This is a genomic window from Catenuloplanes atrovinosus (genome assembly GCF_031458235.1).
GTDB lineage: Bacteria > Actinomycetota > Actinomycetes > Mycobacteriales > Micromonosporaceae > Catenuloplanes > Catenuloplanes atrovinosus.
This window is the reverse complement of the sequence record NZ_JAVDYB010000001.1, coordinates 7,738,109-7,765,092: the sequence shown is the minus strand read 5'-3', so window position 1 is coordinate 7,765,092 and position 26,984 is coordinate 7,738,109. Positions and strand designations below refer to the sequence as shown.

The window sequence follows — 26,984 nt, the reverse complement described above, 5'->3', positions numbered from 1 at the left end:
AGCCAGCCGGCCAGCACCTCACCGGCGCCCCCTCGGACCACGCGGCAAGCCCCACCCGGGCTAGGCGTGACCAGGGAAACCGCTCCAGCGGCGGCCCGCCGGGGAGTGGATCGAGCGGCGCGCCGCAGGGTCACCCCCGCCGCGCCCCGACGACAGGGAGGCGTTATGGAACGGGAAGACGCACTCGTCCAGCTCCTGACCCCCGACGGCGAGCGCATCGACCGGGCCGTCGGGCCGGACGGCGTGGAGTACTCCGTCGAGCTCACGGACGAGGAGTACCGCGGGCTCTACCGCGACCTGGTGACGGTCCGGCGGCTGGACGCGGAGGCGACGGCGCTGCAACGCCAGGGCGAGCTGGGCATCTGGGCGAGCCTGCTCGGGCAGGAGGCGGCGCAGGTCGGGTCCGGCCGCGCGCTGCGCCCGCAGGACATGGTCTTCCCGACGTACCGCGAGCACGGCGTGCTCTACTGCCGCGGGATCGACCCGATCATGCCGCTCAGCCTGTTCCGCGGCGTCGACCAGGGCGCCTGGGATCCGAACGAGTTCCGCTTCGGGATGTACACGATCGTCATCGGTGCCCAGACGCTGCACGCGACCGGATACGCGATGGGCATCGCCAAGGACGGCAAGGTCGGCGGCGACGACGGCGAGGCGGTGATCGCCTACTTCGGCGACGGCGCCACCTCACAGGGCGACGTGAACGAGGCGTTCATCTGGTCCGCGGTCTACACCGCCCCGGTGGTCTTCTTCTGCCAGAACAACCAGTACGCGATCTCCGAGCCGATCGAGCGGCAGACCCGGGTGCCGCTCTACCGGCGCGCGGCCGGCTTCGGCTTCCCCGGTGTGCGCGTCGACGGCAACGACGTGCTGGCCACGTACGCGGTCACCCGGCACGCTCTGGACCACGCGCGCGGCGGCCAGGGGCCCACGCTGATCGAGGCGTACACGTACCGGATGGGCGCGCACACCACGTCGGACGACCCGAGCCGGTACCGCCCGGCCGCGGAGGCGGAGGCGTGGCGCGCCCGCGACCCGATCGCACGCCTGGCCGCGTTCCTCGGCAAGCAGCGGATCGCGGACGAGAGCTTCTTCGCCGACGTCGATGAGCAGGCGAAAGACCAGGCGGTACGGCTCCGTGAGCGGGTGCTCACGATGCCCGATCCCGCACCCGAGTCGATCTTCCAAAACGTCTACCCTCATGGCTCACCACTCCTCGACGACGAGCGTGAACGGTTCGAGGCGTACCGGAAGTCCTTCGAGGGGAGCGCACACTGATGGCCGCAGAGGTTCTGACCCTCGGCAAGGCGCTGAACGCCGGCCTCCGGCGCTCGCTGGAGCGGGATGCCAAGGTCGTCATCATGGGCGAGGACGTCGGCAAGCTCGGCGGCGTCTTCCGGATCACGGACGGGCTGCAGAAGGACTTCGGCGAGGACCGTGTGATCGACACGCCGCTGGCCGAGTCCGGGATCATCGGCACCGCGATCGGCCTGGCGCTGCGCGGCTACCGCCCGGTTTGCGAGATCCAGTTCGACGGCTTCGTCTACCCGGCGTACGACCAGATAGTCAGCCAGGTGGCGAAGATGCACTACCGCTCGCGCGGCATGGTGCGGCTGCCGATCGTGATCCGCATCCCGTTCGGCGGCGGCATCGGCGCGGTCGAGCACCACTCCGAGTCGCCCGAGGCGTACTTCGCGCACACCCCCGGCCTCAAGGTCGTCACCTGCTCCAACCCGTCCGACGGCTACACGATGATCCAGCAGGCGATCGCGTCCGACGACCCGATCGTGTTCCTGGAGCCGAAGCGCCGCTACTGGGAGAAGGGCGAGGTGGACACGGAGGCGGAGGCCTATCCGCTGCACGCCGCCCGGGTCGCCCGGCCCGGCACGGACGCGACCGTGGTGGCGTACGGCCCGATGGTCCGCACCGCGCTCGACGCCGCCACCGCGGCCGCGGAGGACGGGCGGCAGCTCGAGGTGATCGACCTGCGCAGCCTGTCGCCGCTGGACCTCGGCCCGGTCTACGAGTCGGTCCGCCGCACCGGCCGGTGCGTGGTGGTGCACGAGGCGCCGTCCAACGTGGGTCTCGGCGCGGAGGTCGCGGCCCGGGTCACCGAGGAGTGCTTCTACTCGCTGGAGTCGCCGGTGCTGCGGGTCACGGGCTTCGACACCCCGTACCCAGCGGCCCGCGTCGAGGAGGAGTATCTGCCCGACCTGGACCGGGTGCTCGACGCCGTCGACCGCACCTACGGCTGGTGAGGGGCCCGATGACTCGGATCAAGCAGTTCGACCTGCCGGACCTCGGCGAGGGGCTCACCGAGGGTGAGATCCTCAAGTGGCTGGTCGCGGTCGGTGACGACGTCGAGCTGAATCAGCCGATCGTCGAGGTGGAGACCGCGAAGGCGGCCGTGGAGATCCCGGCGAAGTGGGCGGGGCGGGTCACCGCGCTGTTCTGCGAGGAGGGCGCGGTCGTCGAGGTCGGCACCGCGATCATCGCGATCGACACCGACCCGGCCGCCGGTGACCTGCCGGAGCCGGCCGCCGCGGCGGAGCAGCCCGCCGAGCGGGGTGCGGCCGCCGGTCGTACCCCCGTGCTGGTGGGTTATGGCCCGCGCACCACCGCGGCCACCCGCCGTCCCCGCCGCTCTCCGCCGCCGGCCACCGTCCCGGCGCCCACGGCCACTCCCGCGGCGGTACGGCCGGAGCCCGCTCCGGCTCCGGCTCCGGCTCCGGCTCCGGCTCCGGCGAACGGTGTCGTGCACGCGGGTCCGGTGCTGGCCAAGCCGCCGGTGCGCAAGCTCGCCCGCGATCTGGGCGTGGACCTGCGCGCACTGACCGGCACCGGCCCGCTCGGCTCGATCACCCGCGCGGACGTGCAGGGCGCGCTCGAGGCGGCCGTGGCACCCACTCGGCCGGATGTCCGATTTGACGCATCACGCGAACAGCGGATTCCGGTGAAGGGTGTCCGAAAGCTGACCGCGGCCAACATGGTGGCGTCCGCGTTCACCGCGCCGCACGTGACGGAGTTCCTGACCGTCGACGTGACCCGCGGCATGCGCGCGCTGGACCGGCTGCGCGAGCAGCGTGAGTGGCGGGACGTGCGCGTCTCCCCGCTGCTGCTGGTGGCGAAGGCGGTGCTGCTGGCGATCGGCCGGCACCCGATGGTCAACTCCACGTGGGCCGGCGACGAGATCGTGGTGAAGGACTACGTGAACCTCGGCATCGCGGCCGCCACCGACCGCGGCCTGCTCGTGCCGAACATCAAGGACGCGGGCCGGCTGCCGATGCGCCGGCTGGCCTACGAGCTGAACGAGCTGGTCAGGACCGCTCGCGCGGGCAAGACCACGCCCTCGGACATGTCCGGCGGCACGTTCACGATCACGAACGTCGGGGTGTTCGGCGTGGACGCGGGCACGCCGATCCTGCCGCCCGGGGAGTCCGCGATCCTGGCGTTCGGCGCGGTGCGCGAGACGCCCTGGGTGCACAAGGGCAAGGTCAAGCCGCGGCAGGTCACCACGCTCAGCCTCTCGTTCGACCATCGGATCATCGACGGCGAGCTCGGCTCGCGGTTCCTGGCCGACGTCGGCCGCTTCCTCGCCGACCCGGAGGCCGCGCTGCTGGCCTGGAGCTGATCTCCGCCGCGCGACGTTCATCGACCGTGCCCCCACCGGCCATCCGGTGGGGGCACGGTTTTTCTTCTGGCCATCTCATCTCTTCCCGACGATCCTTAGGCAAGTGGCTGCGATCACCTCATAATCGTTGGCATCAGAAGCCGATCTTATGTTTCACTGGGGTTACCAGATCGGATGCGACCGGTCGGACCACCAGGAGTGATGAAAGTCATGAGCATGATCAGCCGGATCCGGGCCGCGCGCGAGACCGCCCGTCGGAACCGCGCGATCGAGCGCGCGCTGCGCTCCGCCAACACCCCAGCGCTGCGCGAGGAGATCCTCGCCATCGCTCAGCGTCACTACGGGTAACCCACCAACCTCACTGAGTTGACCCGCGTGGCCGTACCCACGGCCCGGGTAACACGGAACCCCTCGGCCCGCCGGGTGAACGCGCCTGAAATGTCGGCGCGAACCGCCCCGGCGGGCCGTCGCGTATCCGGGTCCGTATTTCCGACCTGCTATGGCGCCCGGTACGGTTGGGCTCGGTCGCCACACCACGGCCACCCACGTGTCCGCCCCTCCGGCACCCACCGGCGGGAGGCACCGGGACCGGGGGCGCGACCCGACCGGTAAGACCACGGGCCACGTGGTCGCCGACCGGGCCGGGCGGCCCGGCGGGCGACCACCGGCTGCCGGCGACAAGGTCTCTGATCTGCTGCTCGGCACAGCCGAGGCCCTGGCCAGGCGGACCCGGCCGACACGCGATGGAGGAGGCGCAGATGACGTCCGAGGGCCTGCACAAGGCCGGCGACGAGCCGGTCGAGGCGGCGCCGGGCACCGGTGGCACACCGCCGCCGGAGGGCGCCGAGAGCTTCAACCCGTACCGTTCCGGGGGCAACGTGCCGCCGCAGCAGCCCGCGGCCGGTGCCGCGCAGGCGCCCGGCATGCCCCAGCGCGGCATCGCGTCCGCCGGCGTTCCCCGGTGGCCGGCCGCACCCGCCGCGCGTCCGGAGGCCGCCCCCGACAGCGGTGCGAACGAGTGGCCGAGCCAGACCTCATGGTCACCCAGCGTGACGCCGGAGCCGCCCGCGGCGCCGTCCCCGCCGAACTGGGGGCCCTCGGCCGAGTCGTCCGCGCCCGCGCAGTCCCGATGGGCGCCGGCCGCGCCGGACCCGTCGGCCGAGCAGCCACGCACGTTCGGCGGCGGCTCCACTCCCGGCTTCGGCGGCCGGGCCACCGTCTCCGGCGCGGCCTCGGTGCCGCCGCCCCCGCCCGCCACCTTCGGCGCGGAGCCGGCGCCGTACAACCCGTACAGCCGGTCCGAGGGGAACGACGAGGGCGAGTCGTACGCGGAGGCCACCCAGCACTGGAAGGGCTCCGCCTACCCGGGCGCCGACCAGTCCGCCCGCCAGCAGCAGCCCGGCACCTCGCCGTGGGACGCCACACCCGAGCAGCCGCCGGCCCCGGCCCAGCCGCCCGCGCCGGCCCAGCCTTCGTGGGGCGCCGCCGCCGCGCAGCCCTCCTACGACTACGACGCGCCCGCGCAGCAGCCGGCCTACGAGCGCAGCGGGCTGCCGCCGGAGGCCTGGGCCCCGGCCACGCCCGCCACGCCGTCCTCGGACGCGCCGGTCTCCGGCAGCGGCTCCTTCCCGGCCGATCCGAATGCGTCCGGCCGCCACGGGCTGCCGCAGCGTGCGCCGGGCCAGTTCGAGCCGCCGTCCGAGAGCACGTACAGCGGGTTCGACCTCTCCAACCGGCGCGGGGGCGCCGGTGGTGCCGGTGGCGCCGCCGGTGATGGCGGGCGCGCGCAGGTGCCGCCGGCCGCCGAGCAGCCCGAGGACGCCTCCGGCGGCTTCTCCGGCTTCGGCGCGGGCGCGTTCACGCGCGGTGCCGCGGCCGGTCACCAGGGCGTCGACACCGCGCCCGAGGAGCCGCAGCCCGAGCCGTGGAATCCGCCGGTCCGGGTGCCGGGCGCGAGCTTCGCGTCCACCCCGCCGCCGGACGACCCGGAGAGTTCGCGCACCTCCATGCCGACCTCGTTCGGCGGCTCGTTCAACGGCTTCGGCGCCAACAACCCGAACTCGTCCGGCACCTTCGGCCAGGCGCCGTCCTCGTCGAGCGGGTTCGGGCAGGCCCCGGCCGAGGGCTTCGGCACGGCGCCGGCCGGCCGCGGCTCGTTCGGGGAGGCCGAAGGTGGCTTCCGGGAGAGCACGCCCCCGGCCCAGCCCGCGCCCGCCGAGCAGGGTGGCTTCGGCGGCTCCGGTGGCTTCGGGCAGGTCCCGTCCGCCGGGTCCGGTGGCTTCGGGCAGGCGCAGCCGGGCACGTACGGTACCCCCGCGGCGGAGGAGGGCCCGGCGAGCGAGTCCGGCCGCTTCGCGGTGCAGTCCGGCGGGTTCGGGTCCGAGCCCGACTTCGGCCCGTCGTACGCCGCGGAGCAGTCGCACGACCCGGCGCAGGTGCCGCAGCCGCGCACGCCGTCCGACTTCCCGGCCGCCTCGCCGTACGGGCCGCCCGCCAGCGGCTCCGCCGGGGTGGCGCGCGCGTCGGTCGCGCCGCCCTCCGCTCCGGTCTCGTCGCCGCCGCCCGCCACGGAGCCGCCCGCCGACGCGCCGGCCACCGGTCGCGCGGTCGCGGGCAGCGCATCCGTGCCGACCGCCAGCAAGATCACGCCGCCGCCGGACCAGCCGCTGCCGCCCCCGGCGAGCAAGGGCCAGGCCCGGGTGTACGGCAAGGCCGCCACGCCGGAGCCGGACGAGGCGTCTCCCATCTCCCGCGCGCCGGTCAGTGGCACGCCGATCTCCGGTTCCCCGGTCTCCGGTTCCCCGATCTCCGGATCGCCGGTTTCCGGTGGCTCGCCCGCGTGGGGTGGATTCGACGCGCCGAACGCGCCCGGCGCCCCCGGCGCGTTCGCTCAGCCGCACCAGGAGCACGGGCCGGTCAACGGCTTCGCGCACGGTCAGCAGCGGGAGGAGCCGCCGGCCGAGGCCCAGCCGCCGCACTTCGCGGTCGGCGGCGGTCTGCCGTACCCGGGACAGGTCGTCGACGGCCGGTCGGTCGACCCGCGCGGCTCGATGGGCGGCGGACGCGGCTTCGACGACGACGGCTACCCGGGCGCGCCCGGCGCGAGCGCCGGTTTCGCCGCCGCTCCCCCGCGCAACGACGGCTTCGGCGCGCCGCCGCAGCAGCACGAGGGCTTCGGACCGCCGCCCCAGCAGCACGAGGCCTTCGGCACGCCCCCGCAGCAGCACGAGGGCTTCGGACCGCCGCCCCAGCAGCACGAGGGCTTCGGCGGGCCGCAGCAGCACGACGGTTTCGCGCCGTCGCAGCACGACGGGTTCGGCATGCCGCCGCAGCAGGACGACTCGGCGTTCGGGTCCGGCCCGGGTGCCGGCGGTCCGCCGTCGTTCGGCAGCAACACGGCCGTGTTCGGCAGCGCCCCCGGTGGCTTCGGTGGCAGCCAGGGCGGGTTCGACCAGCCGCGCGGCTTCGACGACGCCGACCAGGACGCGTTCGACAAGTTCAAGGCCGCGGAGCCGGAGCCGGTGAAGGACCCGCTGCCCCCGCCGAAGAAGGGCGGTAACGGCGGCGTGCTCATCGCGGTGGTCGTCGTGGCCGCGCTGCTCGTCGTGGTCCCGCTGCTGCTGGTGTGGCTGATGTCGTCGTCCAAGGACTCCGCGGCGTCGTTCGACGTGCCGGTCGGCGAGTGCGTGCGGCAGAACGGCAGCCAGCCCGTCGCGGCCGGGTGCTCGGAGCCGGGCGCGTTCACGGTCGTGTCCCGGGCGCAGACCAAGGACCAGTGCACGGATCCGGCTCAGCCGTTCATCGAGATCCACACCGCCGGCGAGGTGCTCTGCCTGTCGCCCGCCGTCCCGGCCGGCGGCGCGCCCGCCGGGGGGCAGACCACCACCACCGGCTGAACCACCGCACGACAAGAGGAACGATGAGCAACACACCGCAGGGCCGGGTCCGCGCACCCGAGCTCCGGGGCCGAGGCTGGCTGAACACCGGCGGCACCGACCTGACGCTGGCCCGGCTCCGCGGGAAGATCGTCGTCCTGGACTTCTGGACGTTCTGCTGCATCAACTGCCTGCACGTGCTGGACGAACTCCGGCCGCTGGAGGAGAAGTACGGCGACGTCCTGGTCATCGTCGGCGTGCACTCGCCCAAGTTCGAGCACGAGCGCGACCCGGACGCGCTGGCCGCAGCCGTGGAGCGCTACGGCGTACCGCATCCGGTCCTCGACGATCCGGACCTGCTGATGTGGCAGCAGTACGCGGCGAAGGCCTGGCCGACGCTCGCGGTCGTCGACCCGGAGGGTTACCTGGTCGCGTCGATGGCCGGCGAGGGCCACGCGGAGGGCCTGGCCCGGCTGGTCGACGAGCTGATCGCCACGCACGACGCGAAGGGCACGCTGCGCCGCGGCGACAGCCCATACGTGCCGCCCGCCGAGGCCGAGACCCCGCTGCGCTTCCCGGGCAAGGCCGTGTCGCTGCCGAACGGCAACCTGCTGGTCTCCGACTCGGCCCGGCACTCGCTCGCCGAGGTCACGCCGGACGGCGACGTGGTCCGCCGGATCGGCACCGGCGCGCGCGGCCGGTCCGACGCGGCGCCGTCGTTCTCCGAGCCGCAGGGCCTCTGCCTGCTTCCGGCGCACGCCGCGGAGGTCGCCGGCTACGACGTGGTGGTCGCCGACACGGTCAACCACCTGCTCCGGGGCGTACGGCTCGCGGACGGCACGGTCACCACGATCGCCGGCAGCGGACGTCAGTGGCGGTCCGCGCCGGACGACCACGCCCACGACGCGCTCGCGGTCGACCTCTCCTCGCCGTGGGACGTGGCCTGGTTCGAGGACCGGGTGATCATCGCGATGGCCGGCATCCACCAGCTGTGGTGGTTCGACCCGATCACGCGTACCGCCGGGGTCTACGCCGGCACCACGGTCGAGGCGCTGCGCGACGGCCCGATCCCGGACGTGTGGATGGCCCAGCCGTCCGGCCTCTCCGTCTCCGCCGACGGCACCCGCCTGTGGATCGCCGACAGCGAGACCTCCGCGCTGCGCTGGATCGCCGGCGGCGAGCTGCACACCGCGGTCGGCCAGGGCCTCTTCGACTTCGGCCACATGGACGGCCCGGCCGCGCAGGCGCTGCTCCAGCACCCGCTCGGCGTCTGCGCGCTCCCCGACGGCTCCGTGCTGATCGCCGACACCTACAACGGCGCGGTCCGCCGCTACGCCCCGGACACCGACGAGGTCACCACGGTCGACCGCGGCCTCGCCGAGCCCAGCGACCTGGTCCTCACCCCGGACGGCGCGGTCCTGGTGGTCGAGTCCGCCGCGCACCGGCTCACCCGGCTCGCACCCGGCGCGCTGGAGGCGGCCGGCGTGTCCGCCGAGGGCACCCGCCACCGCACCGAACGTCCCGCGACGCCGCTCGCCCCCGGCGACGCCACACTGGACATCATCTTCACGCCCGCGCCCGGCCAGAAGCTCGACGAGACGTTCGGCCCCTCCACCCGCCTGGTGGTCAGCGCCTCCCCACCCGAGCTGCTGCTCGACGGCGCCGGCACCACCACGGAACTGTCCCGCACGCTGCGCCTCAACCCCGACGTCCCCGGCGGCGTCCTCCAGGTCGTGGCGCAGGCCGCCACCTGCGACATCGACGCCGAACACGCCGCCTGCCACCTCACCCGCCAGGACTGGGGCGTCCCGATCACCATCACCCCCGGCGCCCCCTCCCGCCTTCCGCTGATCCTCCGCGGCATGGACTCCTAAAGTCCAAAATCCCCCGCTTCCGGCGTGGGCTCGGCGTTTACTCCGGCTTAGGGGCGCAGCAGGTACATGCTCCCGCGGGCCGCAACCGGGCCGGAAGCGGGCAAGGCAAAGGTTTTGATCTAGAGAACGAGCCTTGCGTCAGGCGAAGGACGTGAGGGTCAGGCCGGCGTCGAGGAGGGAGGCGCGGACGCGGCGGGCGAGGTCGACGGCGCCGGCGGTGTCGCCGTGGAGGCAGATGGAGTCGACGGGGCAGGGGACGGTGGTGCCGTCGATCGCGGTGACGGTGTGGTCGACGGCCATCTGGACGACGCGGTCGGCGACGGCGGCGGAGTTGTGGATGACGGCGTCGGGGTTGGTGCGGGGGACGAGACGGCCGTCGGGGAGGTAGGCGCGGTCGGCGAAGCCCTCGCCGACCACGCGCAGGCCGGCGTCGGCGGCGAGGCGGGCGAGGACGGAGCCGGGCTGGCAGAGCACGGGGAGGCCGGCGTCGTAGTCGGTGATCGCGTCGACCACGGCGGTGGCCTGGAGCTCGTCGACGGCGGCGGTGTTGTAGAGCGCGCCGTGCGGCTTGACGTACCGGACGCGGTCGCCGGCCACGCGGGCGAAGCCGTCGAGCGCGGCGATCTGGTAGATGATCTCGTCGCGCAGGTCCTCGCGCCGGTACTCGATGCGGCGGCGGCCGAAGCCGGCCAGGTCGCGGTAGCCGACCTGGGCACCGATCGTCACGCCACGGTCGGCCGCGGCGGCGCAGACCGAGCGCATGATCGAGGGGTCGCCGCCGTGGAAGCCGCAGGCGACGTTCGCGGAGGTCACCAGGTCCAGCAGCGCCTCGTCGTCGCCGAGCTGCCAGACGCCGAAGCCCTCACCCAGGTCAGCGTTGAGATCCATGGCTTCGCACGGTAGTCGTCCCCGCCGCGACACTCCAAGCGCGTGAGCCGCTTCACTACTTCGAGGTAACCTACGGTGCCGTAACCTTAGGGGCGTGACCACCGAAGCCCCCGCTCGCCTCAAGCCGCTGGACCTCGGCAAACCCCGCCTGCGCGGTTGGTTGCACTTCTACGCGTTCTTCGTCGCGTTGGTCTGCGGCATCGTCCTCTGCTCACTCGCACTGGCCCGTCCGGGCTGGACGCCGGTGCTCAGTTGTGCCGTCTACAGCCTCACCGTGTGCGGCCTGTTCGGCACCAGCGCGCTCTACCATCGGCGTGTCTGGAGCCCGCGTGGCTACCAGATCATGCGCCGGATGGACCACTCGATGATCTTCGTGTTCATCGCCGGTACGTACACCCCGTTCTGCCTGCTGCTCCTGCCCTCGCCGAAGTCCGAGATCCTGCTCGGCGTCGTCTGGGCCGGCGCGATACTCGGCGTGGCGCTCAAGCTGATCTGGCCGCACCTGCCGCGCTGGGTCGGCGCGCCGCTCTACATCGCGCTCGGCTGGGTCGCGGTCGCGGTCCTGCCGGACATCCTGCACAACGGCGGCGTCGCCGCGCTGGTGCTGCTGGTCGTGGGCGGCGCGATGTACAGCATCGGCGCGGTCTTCTACGCGCTGCGCAAGCCGAACCCGTGGCCGACCGTCTTCGGTCACCACGAGTTCTTCCACGCCTGCACGCTGGTCGCCGCGATCTGCCACCACATCGCGATCTACTTCGCGCTGTTCGCCTGAGTCCCGGCACGAGAAGGGCCCGCGGCGGAATGCCGCGGGCCCTTTCGGTGAACGTCGGTTACATGGGCTGCTGACGACGGACGCGGTACTGCTCCTCGACGACCCGGTCCTCGACCGGCGCGGCGACGGGCGGGGCCACGTGCGTCTGCGGCGGTGCGGACGCCGGGTGCGGCGGCGCCGGGATGTGACCATCGGCGGTGGTCGCGACCGGGCGACGGCGGCTCTGCCAGAACCACACGGTCGTGATCAGACCCACGAGGCCGGCGAGGATCAGAACCCAGCCGACCACAGCGATGTCGATCCACCCCAGGTCGAACTCGATCGCGAACGCGAAGATCGCTCCGAGCGCGATGAGGAAGATGCTTGCTCCGAATCCCACTTTCCTCGCCCTCCTTGGCTGACGGCCGGACCGGGGTGGCCGGCGCATTGCCGCGTCGTGGACCGAGGCCTGGATGCCGACCCACGCTTGAGTGGTGGCTTACCCACCCGTCGCTCGTGTCAATCAGGCAAGCTGTACCGCGTGACGTCTCGAACCCTCGTCCTGCTCCGCCACGCCAAGGCCGACCGCCCGGACGGCGTCGGCGATCTCGAACGCCCGCTGACGGAGCGCGGGCACGCGGACGCGGCCGCCGCCGGTGCCTGGCTCGCGCATCACGGGTACGCACCGGAGCTGGTGATCTGCTCGCCCGCGCGGCGCACCCGGCAGACCTGGCACGGCGTGGCGGTGGCGATGGCCGAGGCCGCCGCCGACGCGAGCGCGCCCACGGTCCGGTACGAGCCGGGTCTCTACGCCGAGGGCCACCCCGCGCTGCTCGCGCTGGCCAAGGCGGTGCCGGCGGAGATCGCGACGGTGCTGCTGGTCGGCCACAACCCGGACATCTCGCTGCTGTCCGCGATGCTCGACCCGGACAGCGCCGACGACTCGGACGGCATGCGCACCTGCGGCCTGGCCGTGCACCGCTTCGACGGCGACTGGGCGTCGCTCGGCACCGGTGGCGCGCCGCTGGCCGACTCGCACACCGCCCGCGGCTGAGCGGCTGAGCGCGGTCCTCAGCCGGGCGGCGCCGGTGGGTGCCGGATCTCGATCTCGGATTCCGCGCCGAGCGGTGCGGCCGGGTGGGCCAGCCGGGTCTCCTCGACCACGTCCATCCCGACGGCCAGCGCGCGGTTGCGGCGGTCGTTCCAGTACCAGATCGTGATCACCAGCGCGGCCGTGCCGGCCAGCATCAGGACCCAGCCGACCACGGTGAGGTCCAGCCAACCCGGCTCCGCGTGGACCGCGAAGGCCAGGATGGCGCCGATTGCGATGAGGAAGATTCCTCCGCCGATGCCCATGTGCACTCCCCCGTGCCGGGAGATTTCAGGCTATATCGGCTCGTGGGCCGCCGCGGCGGCTAGGAGAAAAAAGAGCGGCGACGGTACGTACCGTCGCCGCTGGCGGAGGGGTGTTCCTAGAACTGGTCCTCGTCGACCTGCATGAGGTCGAGCGTGGCGCCCTGCACGACGCGGCGGTCCGCGCCGACCCGGGGCAGCACCTCGTGTGCGAAGAACCGCGCGGCCGCGACCTTGCCCTCGTAGAAGGCCTTGTCCGCGGCGGAAACCTCGCCGGCCAGTGCGCCGAGCGCGACCTCGGCCTGCCGCTGGAGCAGCCAGCCGACCACCACGTCGCCGAGCGCGAGCAGCACGCGCCGGGAGTGCAGGCCGACCTTGTACAGCTCCTCGGGCTTGCCGCCCTGGGCCGCGGCCAGCCAGCCGGTGATCGCGCCGAGCATCGCCTGCAGCTCGCCGAGCGACTTGCCGAGCTGCGCGCGCTCCTCCTTGAGCCGGCCGTTGCCGCCCTCGGACTCGATGAACGCCTGGATCTCGCCGGCCACGCGCATCAGCGCCTGCCCGTTGTCCCGGACTATCTTGCGGAAGATCAGGTCCAAACTCTGGATCGCGGTGGTGCCCTCGTACAGCGTGTCGATCTTCGAGTCGCGGACGTACTGCTCCAGCGGGTAGTCCTGGAGGAAGCCGGAGCCGCCGAACGTCTGCAGCGACTCCGCGCCGAGCAGCTCGTACGCGCGCTCCGAGCCGACGCCCTTGACCAGCGGGAGCAGCAGGTCGTTGACCTTCTTGCCGATCGCGGCCGCCTCCACGTCGCCGGACGCCTCCGCCTTCGCCACCGTGTCCTGCCAGGTCGCGGTGTAGAGGACGAGCGCGCGCAGGCCCTCCGCGTACGCCTTCTGGAGCATCAGCGAGCGGCGTACGTCCGGGTGCTTGATGATCTCGACGCGCGGCGCGGTCTTGTCCGCCTGGCGCAGCAGGTCGGCGCCCTGGACGCGGCCCTTCGCGTACTCCAGCGCGTTCAGGTAGCCGCTGGAGAGGGTGGCGATCGCCTTCGTGCCGACCATCATCCGGGCGTACTCGATGATCAGGAACATCTGCCGGATGCCCTGGTGCACGTCGCCGAGCAGCCAGCCCTTCGCCGGCGTGCCGTGCTCGCCGAAGGTGAGCTCGCAGGTGTTGGAGACCTTGATGCCCATCTTGTGCTCGACGTTCGTGGCGTAGACGCCGTTGCGCTCGCCCAGCTCACCGGTCTCCGGGTCGAAGTGGAACTTCGGCACGATGAACAGTGACAGGCCCTTGGTGCCCGGGCCGCCCACGCCCTCCACGCCGACCGGCCGCGCCAGCACGTAGTGGATGATGTTGTCGCTGAGGTCGTGCTCGCCGGACGTGATGAAGCGCTTGACGCCCTCGATGTGCCACGAGCCGTCCGGCTGCGGGATCGCCCGGGCACGGCCGGCGCCGACGTCGGAGCCGGCGTCCGGCTCGGTCAGCACCATGGTCGAGCCCCACTGCTTCTCGATGAACAGCTCGGCCCACCGCTTCTGCTCCTCGGTGCCCTCGACGTGCGCGATGTGCGCGAAGGAGGCACCGGACGAGTACATCCAGAGCGGGGCGTTCGACCCGAGCACCATCTCGGCGATCGCCCACCAGACCGCGCGCGGCGCCGGGGTGCCGCCGAGCGCCTCGGGCAGGTCCAGCCGCCAGAACTCGGCGGCCATCCACGCCCGGTAGGACTTCTTGAACGACTCGGGCAGCGGCGCGGTGTGCGTCGCCGGGTCGAACACCGGCGGGTTGCGGTCGGCGTCGGTGTAGCTGGCGCCGAGGTCCTCCTCGGCCAGCCGCCGCATCTCCGACAGGATGTCACGGACGGTGTCGACGTCGAACTCCGCGTACGGAGCGACCCCGAACGAGCGGTCGGCTCCGAACACCTCGAACAGGTTGAACTCGAGGTCCCGCAGGTTGCTCTTGTAGTGACTCATGGGCGGCAGCCCCCGCTTCACGCTCGTTACCGGTCAGTAATAGAAGAGTATTACCGACGGGTAAGTACGGACAAGGCCGCCGGTGAAGTGACCGCGACCACACGCGCGACAGCATCGGCAGCGATTCACCCTTTTTGCGCGATTAGCGGAGTGAGTTCACCCGCCGGGTCAAGGTGCCGCGCCGAACGGGCCACAACCTGGGCCGAGTCCATCTCGTTGGCTCGGTTGAAGCGCAGCTCGGCGTGCGGGCCGAGCCAACGTTCGGGGAGGACGTCCATGCTGCTCAGCAACCTCAGGGGCGCGCTGCGCCAGATACGCCAGGAGCCGGACCGGGGCTACGAGTACGGCTACATCGGGCGCCACCGCGCGCCGGAGGAGGCGGACGAGGCGCCGACCACCCTGCTGCCGCCGATCGTCCCCGGGCCGTTGCAGGTGCCGGCACCGCGCCCGGCGCCCGCGACGTAGGGCGCGGCGTCATGCGCCGGCGGCGCCGACCTCCCAGCTCGGCATGGCCGCGCTCGCGACGGTCTTGGGCCCGGTGTATTCCATCAGCACCAGCGCGATGTCATCGTCCAACCGTCCGTGCACCCACTCGTGCAGCGCCGCCTCCAGCGACGCCAGGCCGTCACCGACCGTGCCGTGCCCGACCAGCTGCCAGGCGCGGTCGGCCGTCGGGAAGAACTCCCCCTCCCGGCGAGCCTCGCCGAGACCGTCGGTGAACAGCAGCAACCGGTCGCCGGGCTCCAGCCGCTCCACGCGCGGCTGGGCCTCCGGCCGGAACCCCAGCGGCGGTACGGGTGCCGGCGGGTCCAACGGGATGACCTTGCCGCGCCGGAGCAGCAGCGGCGACGGATGTCCACAGTTGACGATGGTCAGCGTGCCGCCGCGCTCCTCGACCAGCACCGCGGTCACGAAGTCCTCGTCGCCGACGCTGCGCGCCACCGCGCGATCCAGATCCGCCACCACGGTACGCAGGTCGCCGCGCTCGAACGCGACGTGCCGGTACGACCCGAGCACGATGCTGGCGAGGCGGACCGCGTCCAGCCCTTTTCCGCGCACGTCACCGATGATCATCCGTACCCCGTACGGCGTGTCCAGCGCCTCGTAGAGGTCGCCGCCGATGTCCGCGGCCGCGGTGGCGGAGATGTAGCGGCCGGCCACCGCGAGGGTGCCGACGTGTGGGCCGATCGGGCGCAGCACCGCCTGCTGCGCGACCTGGGCCAGCTTGAACAGCTCGTCGATCCGCCGCGCCTGCCGCTCCCGGATGGTCGCGACCGCGGCCGCGATGCCGGTGGACAGGCCCACACCGACCACATTGACCGAAGCCGGGAACGACGGGTCCGAGACCACGAACGCGGCACCGACCACCGTGGCCACCGCGCCGACCGCCAGTACCACCCGCCACGACGCGAACACCGCGGCCAGGAACGGCGCGGCCGCGACCAGTCCGACGTAGCTCGCCTTATGCCCGTCCGCCATCTCGATCACGGAGACGAGCGCGAGCAGCGCGACGGCCGCGCCGATGCCGGCGCGGGATCCAGGGCTGATCGGGCGGCGGCCCGCGAGGATGCTGTGCATTGGTCCGGAACCAGCATGCCTGATCGACCGACGGGACTGCACCGACTTGCCCCCTAGTCTGATGCCGATTTGGCCGTTCCGGCGGGGTGCAGGGGTCTCCTGGTCATCGCCCGATCGGGTCGCCCTTGTGGGGGTCTCCTCGTGTCTCAACGCTCTCGGCGGACCGGTGGGTTGCCCCATTGCGGCGCGGGAGCAAGATGATCTGGTGTCGTCGTCGGACCTTACCACCGAACTGATCGGCGCCTTTCGCTGGAACGATCCGGGCCAGGACTTTCCGCACCTGGTCAGTGACCTCTCCGGCTGGTGGCGCTCCCCCACCGTGCTGCGCGCGCTGGGCCCCGCGCTGGCCGCGCTCTTTCCCGAGGAGGCGCCCACCGTGGTGGTGTCGCCGGAGGTGACCGGGTTCATCGTCGGCCCGCTGGTCGCGATGGCGCTGGAGGTCGGCTTCGTCGAGGCGTACAAGGGCGGTCACTCTCCGGTGGCCGAGCCGATGACCTGGGCGCAGGCCGCTCCGGACCACAAGGGTCGGCGGCTGTCGCTCGGCGTGCGCACCCGCCAGCTCCGCCCCGGCGACCGCGCGCTGATCGTCGACGACTGGATCACCACGGGTGCGCAGTCGCGTGCGCTCGGCGAGGTCGTGACCGCGTGCGGCGCCGTCCCGATCGGCACCGCGGCCATCGTCGGCGAGTGCTCGGCGGAGGTCGCGGCCGAGTTGCGGGTGCGCAGCCTGATCCGGGCGGAACAGCTGTAGCGTCGCTCATCCCGTTCGTGGGGTCATCCGCGGAAGACGCCACGTGACGGCCCACTGTGGACGATCATGTCGGTGTGTCCCGCGAGCCCGTCCCGTACCCCGGTCGTTTCGCCGCGGTCCTGGTCGGCACCGACCATCCGCTGGCCGAGGCGGGCCGTGTCGTGGAACGCGCCGTGTTCGAGACGTCGTTCGGCCTGGACGCGGACGCGATGAAGGCGGAGTACGGGGAGTACGACCCGGCCAGCCGCTTCATCGTCGTGCTCGACCAGGCCCGCCGCCGCGCCGCCGGCGTGATCCGCCTGATCGACGAGTCCCCGGCCGGGCTGAAGTCGCTCAACGACGCGCCCGCGTACATCGGCGGCACGGTCGACAGCATCCGGGCGCACCACGGGATGACCGACGGGCGGCCGGCCGTCGACGTCGCCACGCTGGCCGTGCTCCCGGAGTACCGCGGCGCGCGCTCGGTCCTGGTCAGCACGCTGCTTTACCGCACGCTGTACCGCGCGTTCCACCGCGACGGGATCGTGCACGTGGTCGCCATGATCGACGACCGGGCGTACCGGAATCTGCGGCGGATCGGCACCCCGTTCGTACCGATGCTGGGCTCCTCGCCGTTCCCCTATCTCGGCGCGGCCGAGAACCGGGCGCTCTACGGCGACTTCCGCCGGTTCGGCCCGGCCATCGCCCGCAACGCGGCCGAACTCCGCCGGCGGTCGCGGCTCTCCCCGTCCGGCCTGCGCCACCCGCGGCGGCTGCTGGCGCGCCGCGTGGCCGCGCGCGTCGCGGACGGCATCATCACCGGCGCGAACCTGGACGCCCACATCCATCTGGAGTGAGGCGCGCTATCGCGCCTTCAGCAGCGCGGGCGGCAGGACCTCGACGAGCCAGGCCTCGGACTCGTCGAGGGACCAACCGAGATCATCGGTACGGATGAAGTACGCGGCGTTGCACAGGTGCAGCCAGAGCAGGTCGGTGGCGCGCGCCTCGTCGACGCCGTCGCGGAGCGCGCCGAGCCGGGCCAGCCGTCGCGCGGTCAGCGCGAGCCCGTTCCGCATGCTCGCGTGGGCGATCCGCTGGACCTCCCGTACCGTCGGCTCCTGCGGCGCCGCCACGACGACCTGGCGCATCAGGCCGTTCCACTCCTCGAACCGCTCGCGGGTCGCGCGCACGATGAAGCGCACCAGGTCCAGCGGGTCGGTGCTCTCCTCGATCCGGGTGAGCACCGCGGCGATCTCCTCCGCCGTCGTCCCGGACTCGATCAGCGTGCGCAGCAGGCCGTGCTTGCCGCCGCCGACCGCGTACACGGTGGCCGGCGCGACGCGCGCCCGCCGCGCGATGTCCTCGACCTTCGTGCCGAAATAGCCCTTCTCGATATACAGCTCGCGCGCCGCGTCGAGGATCGCCTGCCTGGTGCGCTGGGCGTACTCCGCTCTCCGGCTGGGCGCGTCGGTCGGGTTCGGCACGTCGAGGATCGTACTTGCTACGCTCTCGTCAGAGTCGACTCTATTCAGTATGTGCCACTCCAGAAAGGCCGCTCGCCATCATGAAAGCGCTCTTCACGACGTTCCCCGCCTATGGTCATCTGCTGCCGATGCTGCCCCTCGCCGAGGCGGCCGCCGCCGACGGCGCCTCCGTGGTCATCGCCACCCACGAGTCCCTGCACGGCACCGCACCGCACCTGACCACGCGCGCGTTCGGCCCGGCCCTGCCCGCGCTGCTGGCCGAGAACGAGACCCGCTCCGGCGAGGACGTGCTCGGCTACCGCAGCGACAGTGACCGCATGCTCGACTCCACGGTCGCGCTGTTCACCACCACCTACGCCGACCTCGCCTTCGACGAGCTGCTCCGCATCGCCGAGACGGAGCGCCCCGACGTCATCATCGGCGAGCAGTGGGACTACCTCGGCCCGCTCGCCGCCCAGCGCCTCGGCATCCCGTGGGCCGTCTTCCACCACAGCCCCGCCACTGACATCGACGCGATCCTCACCGCCGGCGCCGCCAAGGCCGGCGCCCAGCGCGGCCTGCCCCTCCCCAGCCCAATCGCCCGGATCCAGCTCTGGCCCGAGTGGCTGGAGACGACGCCGCCGTCCGACCCCGGACTTCCCATCACCAGCACCGCCTACAACACCCCCGTGCAGGCCGACATCCCCGCCTTCACCGGCGACCGCCCCGTCGTCCTGATCACCCTCGGCACCGTCGTCGACGACCTCCCCCTGCTCCGCACCGCCGTCCACGCCGTCCTCGACGCCGGCGCCGACGCCCTCGTCACCACCGGCCTCACCGCCACCCCCGCCGACCTCGGCATCACGGACCCCACCCGGGTACGCGCCGTCTCCTTCGCCCCCATCGCCCAACTCCTCGACCACGCCCACGCCGTCCTGGCCGCCGGCGGCTCCGGCACCACCCTGGCCACCCTCTCCCGCGGCCTCCCCCTCCTCTTCATCCCCGCAATCGCCAACCAGCCCCTGGTCGCCTCGCTCGTCACCACCTTCGGCGCCGGCCTGGTCGCAGCCGCCCCCGACGACCTGGCGACGGCCATCCCCACCCTGCTCGCCGACCCCGACCTCCGCACCCAGGCCCAGACCGCCCAGTTCCGCCTCGCCTCCCGTCTCTCCCCGGCGGTCACCTGGTCCACCCTCCTCACCAAGCTCCCGTAGCCCCCACCCGCCGTCATCCCCCTGCCCGCGCCACCAGCGCAGGCAGGGCCACTGCACGCGGGCTCCACCTACCTGGATCTTCGGCGACCGCGAGCCACCGCCACCCGCGGCGGCTCACAGGGGACACGACCCGATTTCGCAGGCAACAACGGCGAAGGCATCCGCCCCGCACTGAGCGACGGCCCACAGCCACCAACCCGGCCGCACCCAACGAAACGCCACCACCGGCACACCCCGGAGAGGTCGCCCGGTCCGCGCCGGCGCCGCCTGCAGGGTGGTCGTTCGTGCGCTGCACCGCGATCGGCCGGGAGGACCTGCCCGGGAACTGGGGTTCGAGTGCGCGATGACGTGTCGGCGGCGGTCGCGACGATGGCATCTCCGACCAACTGCGCCGAATCCTGCTTGCGACTGAATGCGGCGGGCCGGATTGACTGGTCGCGGGCGGTCATGGAAGGCCGGCACCCCGACGCGAAGAACGGGGTCCCGGCGCAGGTGCGTCACCGGTCAACCGCGGCAGGCCCGGTAGCAACACCACCTGATCACCAATGATGAGGGCACGTCGCAGAAGGTGATGACAACCGGCGCGAACGTGCCGGACATCAGCATGGCCCTGCTGGACTCCGTGCCGCCGACCGCCGGTCGGCTGGGCCTGGCCACGATTCCGGTTTCCGGTCCTGCTGGCCGGCAAAGGTCACGACAGCAACGGATTCAGGACCGAGTTCCGCCGGCGCGGCACCGAGCCGACCATCCCGCAACGTGGCCGCAAGCGCATCAAAGACCCCGGCCAGCTGCGCTACGTCGTACGCCCTACTCCACCAGCGCCGCCACCTGGCCGTCCACCGGGAACGCCACGTCCGCCTACACGAGCCCCTCGTCGGCCCTGACCTGTTGGCGACGCTCGATCAAATAGCCGAAACAGAGATCGTGTTAGCAAATCCAACGAATGCTCACTGTTGGTAGTCGTCTGACTGCCCGCAGATTTGAGCGGAAACCGAAACAACCCGCTGCCAGGGCGCGGCCCCATAACGGCTGCCGGTGATTCAAATTTTTCTTTTGTCGCGCTGGGTGACCTATTTCGATAATGAGGTCGCTAGCAGCATTTTGATTGACAACCGCAGCGATCTGCGTACCATCGAGGATGGTATATGTCTCTCGGCTGAGAATGGAGGAAAGCAGGTGCAGAAAGTTCTAAGTGGGCTAGGACGTTCCGCGTTAGCAGCAGTTACGATGGCTGCAATCACCCTGACTCTAGGAGACCCACGAGCAGCGCATGCGAAGCCGGTGCAGCAGATGTCATCCGCCATCACCACCGTAGATGCCGACGCGTCAAAACAGAGTACATCGTTCGAAGTATCCGGGAAGATCGTCGGCGACAATGGGGAGAGCGTGGCCAACGTCCCTATCCAGGTTGGACTGATGGAGCTACAGCCGCAAGTAGCCGGCTGGCGCGACAATATTCCGTTTCTGCAACTCGGCGTAACCCCCCTTTCTAGGACGCTGACGAATGCGGAGGGCGAATTCGTACTGTCGTTGCCTGCATTGAAGGGAATATCCAGGTATCTAGACGAGCGCGGGAATGCTCGGCTGCACTTCACAAGCCTTAGCCGGAAATACCAGCTGTTCTATTCGCTGCCCGTCAAGTTGCCGGACACGCCGGGCACTCTGGCGATGGCGTCCGTCGAAGATCCACGAATCCAGTCCGAACGCGCCATCTCCGAAGGACGCAAAAAACGGGGAGCGCTTCAGCTGGCCGGTAATCCCGTATCGGATTCCCGCGTTGCGGCGACCGACCTTACTCTTCCTGCCGTTGCATTCAACCTGGACGACGCCAAAAGATTCGCACCCTCAGGACCTATAGAGATCGAGGCCTGCACGTCTCAATTTGGCGACGCCTTCCTATTCTGGATGTATCAAGCGTACCCCGACCCCGCAGCGCAACCCCAGATGTACGTTCCCCTTCAGATGCTGCACACGAAGAACAACACGACCTCAAGGTTTGAGTGGACCAATACTAATGCAACCTGGACCACTCAGGCACTCTCCCTCGACTATGCGGGAGTGCGAGCGAAAGGTGGATGGCACGGCAACTTTTACTCCGCCAATGGAACGAACCTGAACGTAGGGAAGAACTCCATCTTTGAGTTGCAGGCCAACTTTTCGTTTCAATGGTGGGATCTCTACTGCCGAGATATTGCGGGCCCGCCTCCACCGCTCAATCCGGGAGTTTTCGCAAACGTGAAGGCGCTCTGGGAGTATAAATGGACGGGTGGAACCCGGGTCGTTTTCAAAGATGGCTATCAGTGCCCCAACCCCACGTGGCGCCAGTCGTTGGCACCAAACAGCGAACTATGGGTCTCGCGCAGCACCACGTATAGCCTCACCAATTCAGTAACGTATGCCCTGTTCGAGATGGATAGTAAGCAGGAGAATACGCAAACACACAAGAAGGTCTACACCAATACATCCACGGCCGTGTCCGCAACCTTGTGCGGCCAGGACGGGCAGCCGGTTGATACAAACTCGGTCAGTGAAGTCTAGATGGCGCATCAATGGCGTTGGACTTCGACCGCCATCCTAGCCCTGCTCGCTACCGTCCTCGCGTCAGGCTGCAACAGCGAAGCTGATTCAGCATTCGACAGGGAGGGTGGATCGTACGGAGCAACGACGTCATACGACGTCGGCACCACATTCACGGACGGAGTAACGATCGCCCTTATTAAAAAAGGGCCAGTTAAGCTCGTTTCGGTGAGGCCAATCATTGGGGACGGCGAAATAGCAACATATTTAGGCTCTCGCGTGCGCATTCGCGGGGCACGGACAGACCTTGTTCCCTTGAACTTCTCGGACGGCTTTCCTCCGACGCCGGACCAGATGCAAGGCTCGGTGCCGTTGGATGGCTTCGAGGTAAAGGACATCGGCCCACAAGGGGAGTCACTGGAGGTCCTCTTCGGCTTTACATTGAATTCTCCAGGCCGTTTTACGCGGCGCGGGGCGGAACTAACCTACGTTTTGGACGGTAAGGAGTTGGTGGAATTCCTGCCTAGCTATGTTGCGGTTTGTGCTCCCAGGGTCCCCGTCGGATCCTGTCAGGCTGAAGACGAGAGCGGTCCGGTGGGATGACGGCCTGAAGAACACGTGACGGCACTCATCCACCATAAGTGGCCAACGGACTGATCTCTATTAGAATATGGCTAGGAAACCCGCACTAGTAGGAACTAGATATCCCGCACCGCGTCACTCGTCTCGATAGGTTTGAGGCGTGTCTATAACATGCCTCAAACCCGTCGATCCTTGTGGACGATCTTGCGTCCGAGTTCCGGGCGGTTCTGTTCTAACTGGAATCCAATTCAACGTAACATTCTAGCGATAAGACGTCATCCTTAGCGCGATAAATTGCCCGACGAATCGGCGGCATCTAAAGCGCGCCGGAAATCCGGCTTCGTCGCGCTGCTGCTGGTCGGATTCGCGCTACTGCCCCTCGCCGCTCAGCTCACGGAGGCGGAGCGCTCAGTCTGGGGCTGGATCGCCCCGGCCGTACCCCTCGGCGACGTTCCTCGCCCTGGTCAAGGTCGTTCTCTCCGCCGCCCCGCCGCCCCGCCGCCCCGCCGAGAGCGGGCGAGCCGATGGTCTGCCTCCACGACCTCCGGCACACCGGGAACACCTCGGCAGCCGAGTCCGGCGCGACGCCGCGGGACCTCATGGACCGGATAGGCCACTCCACCACGCGCGCCGCACCGACCTACATGCACAAGACCGCGGGCCGCAATCGAAAGATCGCCGACGCTCTTAGCGGGCTCAACACGGAAGCCCGAACGGGCACGCGAACCCGAAGGGGCAGCGACCTCCATGCGCCTGACCTAATGGCCCGCTACTGGCCCGGAATCGCCGTCCTCAAGTTCCCGCGCAAGGCGGCCACACGGCCGAGCAACGCCGTCGCTTCGCGCGCGCCGACGCCGTACTCGGCGAAATCCGCTGAATCGAAGCGTTCGACGTAGCCCAGCATCCCAGCGAACATGGCACGGTCGAACCCTGCGTCGACGGCCTCTGCGAGTTGGCACAGCCGCTCAAGGGTGTAGTGCCCGCCGGCGATCGCCGCGTCAATATCGAGGAAGTCTCGCGCAGCGGCCCTGTTGTACAGGGCATCCATCTTTCCGGCCATGACATCGTCCGGATGCAGCACCGGGCCGATCTCCATCCGGACCGGCAGTCGCCAGTTCGCCACCAGCTCAACCCGATACTGCTCGCCCGGGTCTCTCGAATCCGTCAGATACAGACGAGCGAACGTCTCGGTGCGATGCTCGATCTCCACGGCATACCCAGCAGCCATATACCCCGGACAACCTCGTCGACCGCCGCCGGAAAATCAGCTCGCCGCTGCCAGTCGGCGAACAGGTCGACATCTTCACTCGGCCGCTGCAAGATGCCGTGCTCGGCTATGGCATGACCGCCCGCAAGCACGAAGCCGTAAGCATCACCCGCCCGCAGCCCGATCTCGGCAGGACGGCGGTGGACAGCCTGGTCGTGTCGCACTACGCCGCAGAGCGCCGGCGGGCCACGAGCTGCGGAAAACGCTCTTCCCACGCCTGTCGCACCTGCGGAGGCACCACAAGGTCAGGCCAGAGCCGAACCAGAGTCTCACCCTCCAGCCATGTCGCCAACTGATCCGCGCTGCTGGCCTCCCGAAGGACCGTCTCGTACATGCTCGCCAGGCGACGCGGGTTATCCAGGTCGTACACCGCCTTACCCGACCAGTTCAACCGCCGGTCGAGCCGCACCATCCGTCGGCCCGTGCAGATCCGCCAAATCCGCCACCACCACATACGGTCGCTGATCCCCATATCGAGACCCAGCAGGCGCCCGCACACCCTCAGCGCTCATGGCAACGCCCCCTCCCACCAGCCACCCCACACAACGATAGTCCTCTCACCCACCCGCCGAGGGCAGCGCAGAACGCCACGAAGCAGCACAACCTGGACCGAAGACGCTCAACAATCGCTCGACCAGGTCGTCTATCACCACATGGAGGCTGCGGGCGCTACCCACGCGCCCGCTGATCTACCAGTCTGATGGCACGTTGGTGGCACGCAGCCGGCTCTTCGGCGCGGAGCGCGAGAGTCGCGTCGCCGCCGAGCGGGTAACGTGTGCCGATCTCATCGGCGACGGTCGATACCGCTGCCCCCAGGTCACCGATGAACGCAACCACCGGGACGTGGGGTTTCCGGGGCTCGGCCCCGGAGCAGAATGCGAGAAGGCCCCGGCTCGCGCACTCCGCGAGCAGGGCTCCGACGACGAGCGGGTGACGGGAATCGAACCCGCACTGTCAGCTTGGGAAGCTGATGTTCTGCCATTGAACTACACCCGCGTGGTGCGGACCCACTCTACCTGGTTGCCCGATCCGTACGCGAGCGCCTATGCCTGTGAGTCGCCGGAGGCGGCGATGACGATTTCGACGGAGGGGGCGTGGTCGCGCCAGACCTGGACGGCGGGGCGGGCGGTGGTGTCGGTGGCGAGGGGGGTGGCGCCGCCGCGGCCGTGGCGGGCGAGCATGGCGACGTCGATGGTGAATTCGTAGAGGCGCCAGTCGACGTGGGGTTCGGCGCGGAGGTCGCCGGCGAGGCGGGTGATGCGGGCGAGGTCGGTGACGGCGTGGGCGTGGCCGGCGAGGTAGGCCTCGTCGTCGCTGTCCTCGGGCGGGAAGCTGTGCAGCGCGTAGCGGCCGTCGCGGTCGAGGTCGCGGCGCTTGGGGGAGTCGACGATGAAGCAGAAGAGGCCCTCGTCGGTGATGACGGGGCTGACGGGGTGGACGCGGGGGCCGCCGTCGGAGCGGACGGTGGCGAGGTAGCCGAGGCCCGGACCGTACTGCTGCATGAGGGAGCGGATGGCGGCGGCCAAACCGGGCTGTGACGAGGCGAAAGCGGTCCAGGTAGCCATGCCGCAATCCTATCGAACATGCGTTCTAACGGCCAGCTTGGTTAAGGTGTCCGGATGCTGCTTTCCGACCGGGATCTGGTCGCCGAGATCAAGGCTGGCACGCTGGCGCTCGATCCGTTCGAGGCCGCGCTGGTCCAGCCGTCCAGCATCGACGTGCGGCTCGACCGGCTGTTCCGGGTCTTCAACAATCACCTGTACACGCATATCGACCCGTCCGTGCAGCAGGACGATCTCACGTCCGAGGTCGAGGTGCCGGTGGGTCAGCCGTTCGTGCTGCACCCGGGGGAGTTCGTGCTGGCCTCCACGCTGGAGGTGATCTCGCTGGGTGACCAGTTGGCCGGGCGGCTGGAGGGCAAGAGCAGCCTGGGCCGGCTGGGTCTGCTGACGCACTCGACGGCCGGCTTCATCGACCCGGGCTTCAGCGGCCACGTCACGCTGGAGTTGTCGAACGTGGCGAATCTGCCGATCACGCTGTGGCCGGGCATGAAGATCGGGCAGCTGTGCATCTTCCGGCTGTCGTCGCCGGCCGAGCATCCGTACGGCTCGGAGGTCTACGGCTCCCGCTACCAGGGCCAGCGCGGCCCCACGCCGAGCCGCTCCTGGCGCAACTGGCGCACCTGGCCGACGGCATGAGCGCCGCCGGCATGAGAGTCGCCGGCATGAGAAAGGCCGGCATGAGAAAGGCCGGCATGAGAAAGGCCGCCCTGCAGGGCGGCCTTCCACGTCGTACGGGTTAGAGCGGGCTGCCGAAGCTGTGCACCGGCATCGCGTCCATCTTCATCATCCGTACCGGTTCCGCCGGGTTGGGTGCGTGCACCACCCAGCCGTTGCCCGCGTACATGCCGACGTGACTGAGGTCGGCGCGGTAGAAGACGAAGTCGGCCACCTGTAGTTCGTCGCGGCTGACCGACTTCATCAGCCCGCGCTGCGCGGCCGCGTTGTGCGGGAAGGACATGCCGATCTGCGCGTACGCCGCGAGCATCAGGCCGGAGCAGTCGAAGGCGTCCGGGCCGGCCGCACCCCAGACGTACGGCTTGCCGATCTGCGCGCACGCGAACTTGATCACGACGCTGCGCTTGCCGCCGGGGTACTCGTACGGGCAGGGCGCCGGGGCCAGCTCGCCGCCGCCGCCGTTGCCGTAGACCTGGAGCCGGAGCTTCTGCAGCTCGTCGACCTTGGCGTTGATCTCCTTGGTCTTCTGGCTGAGCTCCGCCTCCTGCGTGGTGAGGTCGGCGATGAGCGCGTCCAGCGGCGCCTTCTCCGCCTCCAGCTGCTCCTTCAGCTCGACGACCTCGGCGATGTCGCGGCCCTGGGTCCGGGCGAAGTGGTCGAGCAGCTCCAGCTGGTTGGTCAGCGTGGTGGGCGAGCCGGTCAGCAGGATGGATCCGAGCGTGCTCGCCGGGCCGGTCTTGTACTCCTCCGCCGCGATCACGCCGACCCGGCCCATGACCAGGTCGACCTCCGCCTGCAGCGGCTGAATCCTGGTGCCCAGCACCTCCGCCTGCTTTTTCTTCTTCTGCAGCTCCTGGCGGGTGGAGTTGTGCTTCTCGATCGTAGGCTCGAGCTCGGTCCACGCCTCGTCGATCTGCTTCTCCACCTCCGCCACGGTCGGTTCCGCGTGGGCGGCGGTGCCGCCGAGCGTGACCACCAGGGCGGTGGTCAGCGCGCACATCGCACCGACTATGACGGACCGATTTCGGAGTGCGGCAATGCCTGCCACCGA

At 70.4% G+C, this 26,984-nt stretch carries 22 protein-coding genes, 1 tRNA gene and 1 pseudogene; 14 read left to right on the top strand and 10 right to left on the bottom strand.

All coding sequences use genetic code 11. The features are described 5' to 3' along the window. Window positions 1–165 precede the first annotated feature (165 nt). From pdhA to J2S41_RS34535, 6 genes are all read left to right on the top strand, one after another. A complete protein-coding gene (pdhA, locus tag J2S41_RS34560) occupies window positions 166–1,275 on the top strand; it encodes a pyruvate dehydrogenase (acetyl-transferring) E1 component subunit alpha (protein WP_310374349.1) in 1,110 nt (369 codons plus the stop codon). Further along, window positions 1,275–2,255 (top strand): alpha-ketoacid dehydrogenase subunit beta, encoded by a 981-nt coding sequence (locus J2S41_RS34555; RefSeq protein ID WP_310374347.1) that lies wholly within the window; start codon window positions 1,275–1,277, stop codon window positions 2,253–2,255. Before pdhA ends, J2S41_RS34555 begins: the two co-directional genes overlap by 1 nt. A gap of 8 nt (window positions 2,256–2,263) precedes the next feature. Next, on the top strand, window positions 2,264–3,628 hold the full coding sequence (locus tag J2S41_RS34550; protein WP_310374345.1) for a dihydrolipoamide acetyltransferase family protein: 1,365 nt from the start codon (window positions 2,264–2,266) through the stop codon (window positions 3,626–3,628). A 210-nt stretch (window positions 3,629–3,838) separates the two neighbouring features. Beyond that, window positions 3,839–3,976 carry a hypothetical protein gene (locus J2S41_RS34545; protein WP_310374344.1) on the top strand — a complete coding sequence of 46 codons (138 nt, stop codon included), beginning with the start codon at window positions 3,839–3,841 and terminating at the stop codon, window positions 3,974–3,976. 410 nt (window positions 3,977–4,386) lie between these two features. After that, a complete protein-coding gene (locus tag J2S41_RS34540) occupies window positions 4,387–7,524 on the top strand; it encodes a hypothetical protein (RefSeq protein WP_310374342.1) in 3,138 nt (1,045 codons plus the stop codon). Between the two features lie 23 nt (window positions 7,525–7,547). Continuing rightward, the gene (locus tag J2S41_RS34535) at window positions 7,548–9,377 is read left to right on the top strand and encodes an NHL domain-containing thioredoxin family protein (protein WP_310374341.1); all 1,830 of its coding nucleotides are present in this window, start codon (window positions 7,548–7,550) and stop codon (window positions 9,375–9,377) included. 138 nt (window positions 9,378–9,515) lie between these two features. Here the strand turns inward: J2S41_RS34535 and J2S41_RS34530 are convergent, their stop codons facing one another. Beyond that, a complete protein-coding gene (locus tag J2S41_RS34530) occupies window positions 9,516–10,265 on the bottom strand; it encodes a LamB/YcsF family protein (RefSeq protein ID WP_310374340.1) in 750 nt (249 codons plus the stop codon). Window positions 10,266–10,359: 94 nt separating this feature from the next. On the opposite strand from J2S41_RS34530, the gene trhA reads away from it, so the two are divergent. Beyond that, window positions 10,360–11,037, top strand: coding sequence for a PAQR family membrane homeostasis protein TrhA (gene trhA, locus J2S41_RS34525; protein WP_310374338.1), 678 nt, complete (start codon window positions 10,360–10,362; stop codon window positions 11,035–11,037). A gap of 58 nt (window positions 11,038–11,095) precedes the next feature. Here the strand turns inward: trhA and J2S41_RS34520 are convergent, their stop codons facing one another. Then, window positions 11,096–11,416, bottom strand: coding sequence for a DUF6458 family protein (locus tag J2S41_RS34520; RefSeq protein ID WP_310374336.1), 321 nt, complete (start codon window positions 11,414–11,416; stop codon window positions 11,096–11,098). Window positions 11,417–11,557: 141 nt separating this feature from the next. Between J2S41_RS34520 and J2S41_RS34515 the strand changes: the two genes are divergently transcribed. Further along, window positions 11,558–12,070 (top strand): SixA phosphatase family protein, encoded by a 513-nt coding sequence (locus J2S41_RS34515; protein WP_310374334.1) that lies wholly within the window; start codon window positions 11,558–11,560, stop codon window positions 12,068–12,070. 17 nt (window positions 12,071–12,087) lie between these two features. On the opposite strand, the gene J2S41_RS34510 is transcribed toward J2S41_RS34515, so the two are convergent. Together J2S41_RS34510 and J2S41_RS34505 are read right to left on the bottom strand one after the other, a co-directional pair. Next, a complete protein-coding gene (locus J2S41_RS34510; RefSeq protein WP_310374333.1) occupies window positions 12,088–12,372 on the bottom strand; it encodes a DUF6458 family protein in 285 nt (94 codons plus the stop codon). Window positions 12,373–12,488: 116 nt separating this feature from the next. Next, entirely contained in the window at window positions 12,489–14,345 is a 1,857-nt protein-coding gene (locus tag J2S41_RS34505) for an acyl-CoA dehydrogenase (protein ID WP_310374330.1), read from the bottom strand. 276 nt (window positions 14,346–14,621) lie between these two features. On the opposite strand from J2S41_RS34505, the gene J2S41_RS34500 reads away from it, so the two are divergent. After that, entirely contained in the window at window positions 14,622–14,810 is a 189-nt protein-coding gene (locus J2S41_RS34500; RefSeq protein ID WP_310374329.1) for a hypothetical protein, read from the top strand. A 9-nt stretch (window positions 14,811–14,819) separates the two neighbouring features. Here the strand turns inward: J2S41_RS34500 and J2S41_RS34495 are convergent, their stop codons facing one another. After that, a complete protein-coding gene (locus J2S41_RS34495; protein ID WP_310374328.1) occupies window positions 14,820–15,923 on the bottom strand; it encodes a PP2C family protein-serine/threonine phosphatase in 1,104 nt (367 codons plus the stop codon). A gap of 205 nt (window positions 15,924–16,128) precedes the next feature. On the opposite strand from J2S41_RS34495, the gene J2S41_RS34490 reads away from it, so the two are divergent. Continuing rightward, entirely contained in the window at window positions 16,129–16,674 is a 546-nt protein-coding gene (locus J2S41_RS34490) for a phosphoribosyltransferase (protein ID WP_310374325.1), read from the top strand. 74 nt (window positions 16,675–16,748) lie between these two features. Next, window positions 16,749–17,510, top strand: a complete 762-nt coding sequence (locus J2S41_RS34485) for a hypothetical protein (RefSeq protein ID WP_310374323.1) — start codon at window positions 16,749–16,751, stop codon at window positions 17,508–17,510. A gap of 6 nt (window positions 17,511–17,516) precedes the next feature. Here J2S41_RS34485 and J2S41_RS34480 read toward each other — a convergent pair whose 3' ends face one another. Continuing rightward, window positions 17,517–18,137, bottom strand: a complete 621-nt coding sequence (locus J2S41_RS34480; protein ID WP_310374321.1) for a TetR/AcrR family transcriptional regulator — start codon at window positions 18,135–18,137, stop codon at window positions 17,517–17,519. A gap of 80 nt (window positions 18,138–18,217) precedes the next feature. Here J2S41_RS34480 and J2S41_RS34475 point away from each other — a divergent pair, with 80 nt between their 5' ends. Next, on the top strand, window positions 18,218–19,330 hold the full coding sequence (locus J2S41_RS34475) for a glycosyltransferase (RefSeq protein ID WP_310374319.1): 1,113 nt from the start codon (window positions 18,218–18,220) through the stop codon (window positions 19,328–19,330). A 1,035-nt stretch (window positions 19,331–20,365) separates the two neighbouring features. Further along, the gene (locus tag J2S41_RS34470) at window positions 20,366–21,868 is read left to right on the top strand and encodes a hypothetical protein (RefSeq protein WP_310374317.1); all 1,503 of its coding nucleotides are present in this window, start codon (window positions 20,366–20,368) and stop codon (window positions 21,866–21,868) included. A 1,330-nt stretch (window positions 21,869–23,198) separates the two neighbouring features. Here J2S41_RS34470 and J2S41_RS34465 read toward each other — a convergent pair. From J2S41_RS34465 to J2S41_RS34450, 3 genes and pseudogenes are all read right to left on the bottom strand, one after another. Continuing rightward, window positions 23,199–23,860 (bottom strand): annotated as a pseudogene (locus J2S41_RS34465) (nucleotidyl transferase AbiEii/AbiGii toxin family protein). 761 nt (window positions 23,861–24,621) lie between these two features. Further along, window positions 24,622–24,692 (bottom strand) — tRNA-Gly (locus tag J2S41_RS34455). A 47-nt stretch (window positions 24,693–24,739) separates the two neighbouring features. After that, a complete protein-coding gene (locus tag J2S41_RS34450) occupies window positions 24,740–25,261 on the bottom strand; it encodes a pyridoxamine 5'-phosphate oxidase family protein (protein ID WP_310374313.1) in 522 nt (173 codons plus the stop codon). Window positions 25,262–25,315: 54 nt separating this feature from the next. Between J2S41_RS34450 and dcd the strand changes: the two genes are divergently transcribed. Beyond that, a complete protein-coding gene (gene dcd / locus J2S41_RS34445; protein WP_310374311.1) occupies window positions 25,316–25,894 on the top strand; it encodes a dCTP deaminase in 579 nt (192 codons plus the stop codon). 100 nt (window positions 25,895–25,994) lie between these two features. Here dcd and J2S41_RS34440 read toward each other — a convergent pair whose 3' ends face one another. After that, window positions 25,995–26,933, bottom strand: a complete 939-nt coding sequence (locus J2S41_RS34440) for a C40 family peptidase (protein WP_310374310.1) — start codon at window positions 26,931–26,933, stop codon at window positions 25,995–25,997. Between the last annotated feature and the right edge of the window lie 51 nt (window positions 26,934–26,984).

What these genes read in the sequence shown, in the direction of transcription:
- J2S41_RS34550 (WP_310374345.1), top strand. Translation starts at nt 2,264, where the DNA reads ATGACTCGGATCAAGCAGTTCGACCTGCCGGACCTCGGCGAGGGGCTC.
- dcd (WP_310374311.1), top strand. Translation starts at nt 25,316, where the DNA reads ATGCTGCTTTCCGACCGGGATCTGGTCGCCGAGATCAAGGCTGGCACG.
- J2S41_RS34535 (WP_310374341.1), top strand. Translation starts at nt 7,548, where the DNA reads ATGAGCAACACACCGCAGGGCCGGGTCCGCGCACCCGAGCTCCGGGGC.
- J2S41_RS34545 (WP_310374344.1), top strand. Translation starts at nt 3,839, where the DNA reads ATGAGCATGATCAGCCGGATCCGGGCCGCGCGCGAGACCGCCCGTCGG.
- J2S41_RS34440 (WP_310374310.1), bottom strand. Translation starts at nt 26,933, where the DNA reads ATGTGCGCGCTGACCACCGCCCTGGTGGTCACGCTCGGCGGCACCGCC.
- J2S41_RS34510 (WP_310374333.1), bottom strand. Translation starts at nt 12,372, where the DNA reads ATGGGCATCGGCGGAGGAATCTTCCTCATCGCAATCGGCGCCATCCTG.
- J2S41_RS34475 (WP_310374319.1), top strand. Translation starts at nt 18,218, where the DNA reads ATGAAAGCGCTCTTCACGACGTTCCCCGCCTATGGTCATCTGCTGCCG.
- J2S41_RS34450 (WP_310374313.1), bottom strand. Translation starts at nt 25,261, where the DNA reads ATGGCTACCTGGACCGCTTTCGCCTCGTCACAGCCCGGTTTGGCCGCC.
- J2S41_RS34495 (WP_310374328.1), bottom strand. Translation starts at nt 15,923, where the DNA reads ATGCACAGCATCCTCGCGGGCCGCCGCCCGATCAGCCCTGGATCCCGC.
- J2S41_RS34555 (WP_310374347.1), top strand. Translation starts at nt 1,275, where the DNA reads ATGGCCGCAGAGGTTCTGACCCTCGGCAAGGCGCTGAACGCCGGCCTC.
- J2S41_RS34530 (WP_310374340.1), bottom strand. Translation starts at nt 10,265, where the DNA reads ATGGATCTCAACGCTGACCTGGGTGAGGGCTTCGGCGTCTGGCAGCTC.
- pdhA (WP_310374349.1), top strand. Translation starts at nt 166, where the DNA reads ATGGAACGGGAAGACGCACTCGTCCAGCTCCTGACCCCCGACGGCGAG.
- J2S41_RS34500 (WP_310374329.1), top strand. Translation starts at nt 14,622, where the DNA reads ATGCTGCTCAGCAACCTCAGGGGCGCGCTGCGCCAGATACGCCAGGAG.
- J2S41_RS34505 (WP_310374330.1), bottom strand. Translation starts at nt 14,345, where the DNA reads ATGAGTCACTACAAGAGCAACCTGCGGGACCTCGAGTTCAACCTGTTC.
- J2S41_RS34540 (WP_310374342.1), top strand. Translation starts at nt 4,387, where the DNA reads ATGACGTCCGAGGGCCTGCACAAGGCCGGCGACGAGCCGGTCGAGGCG.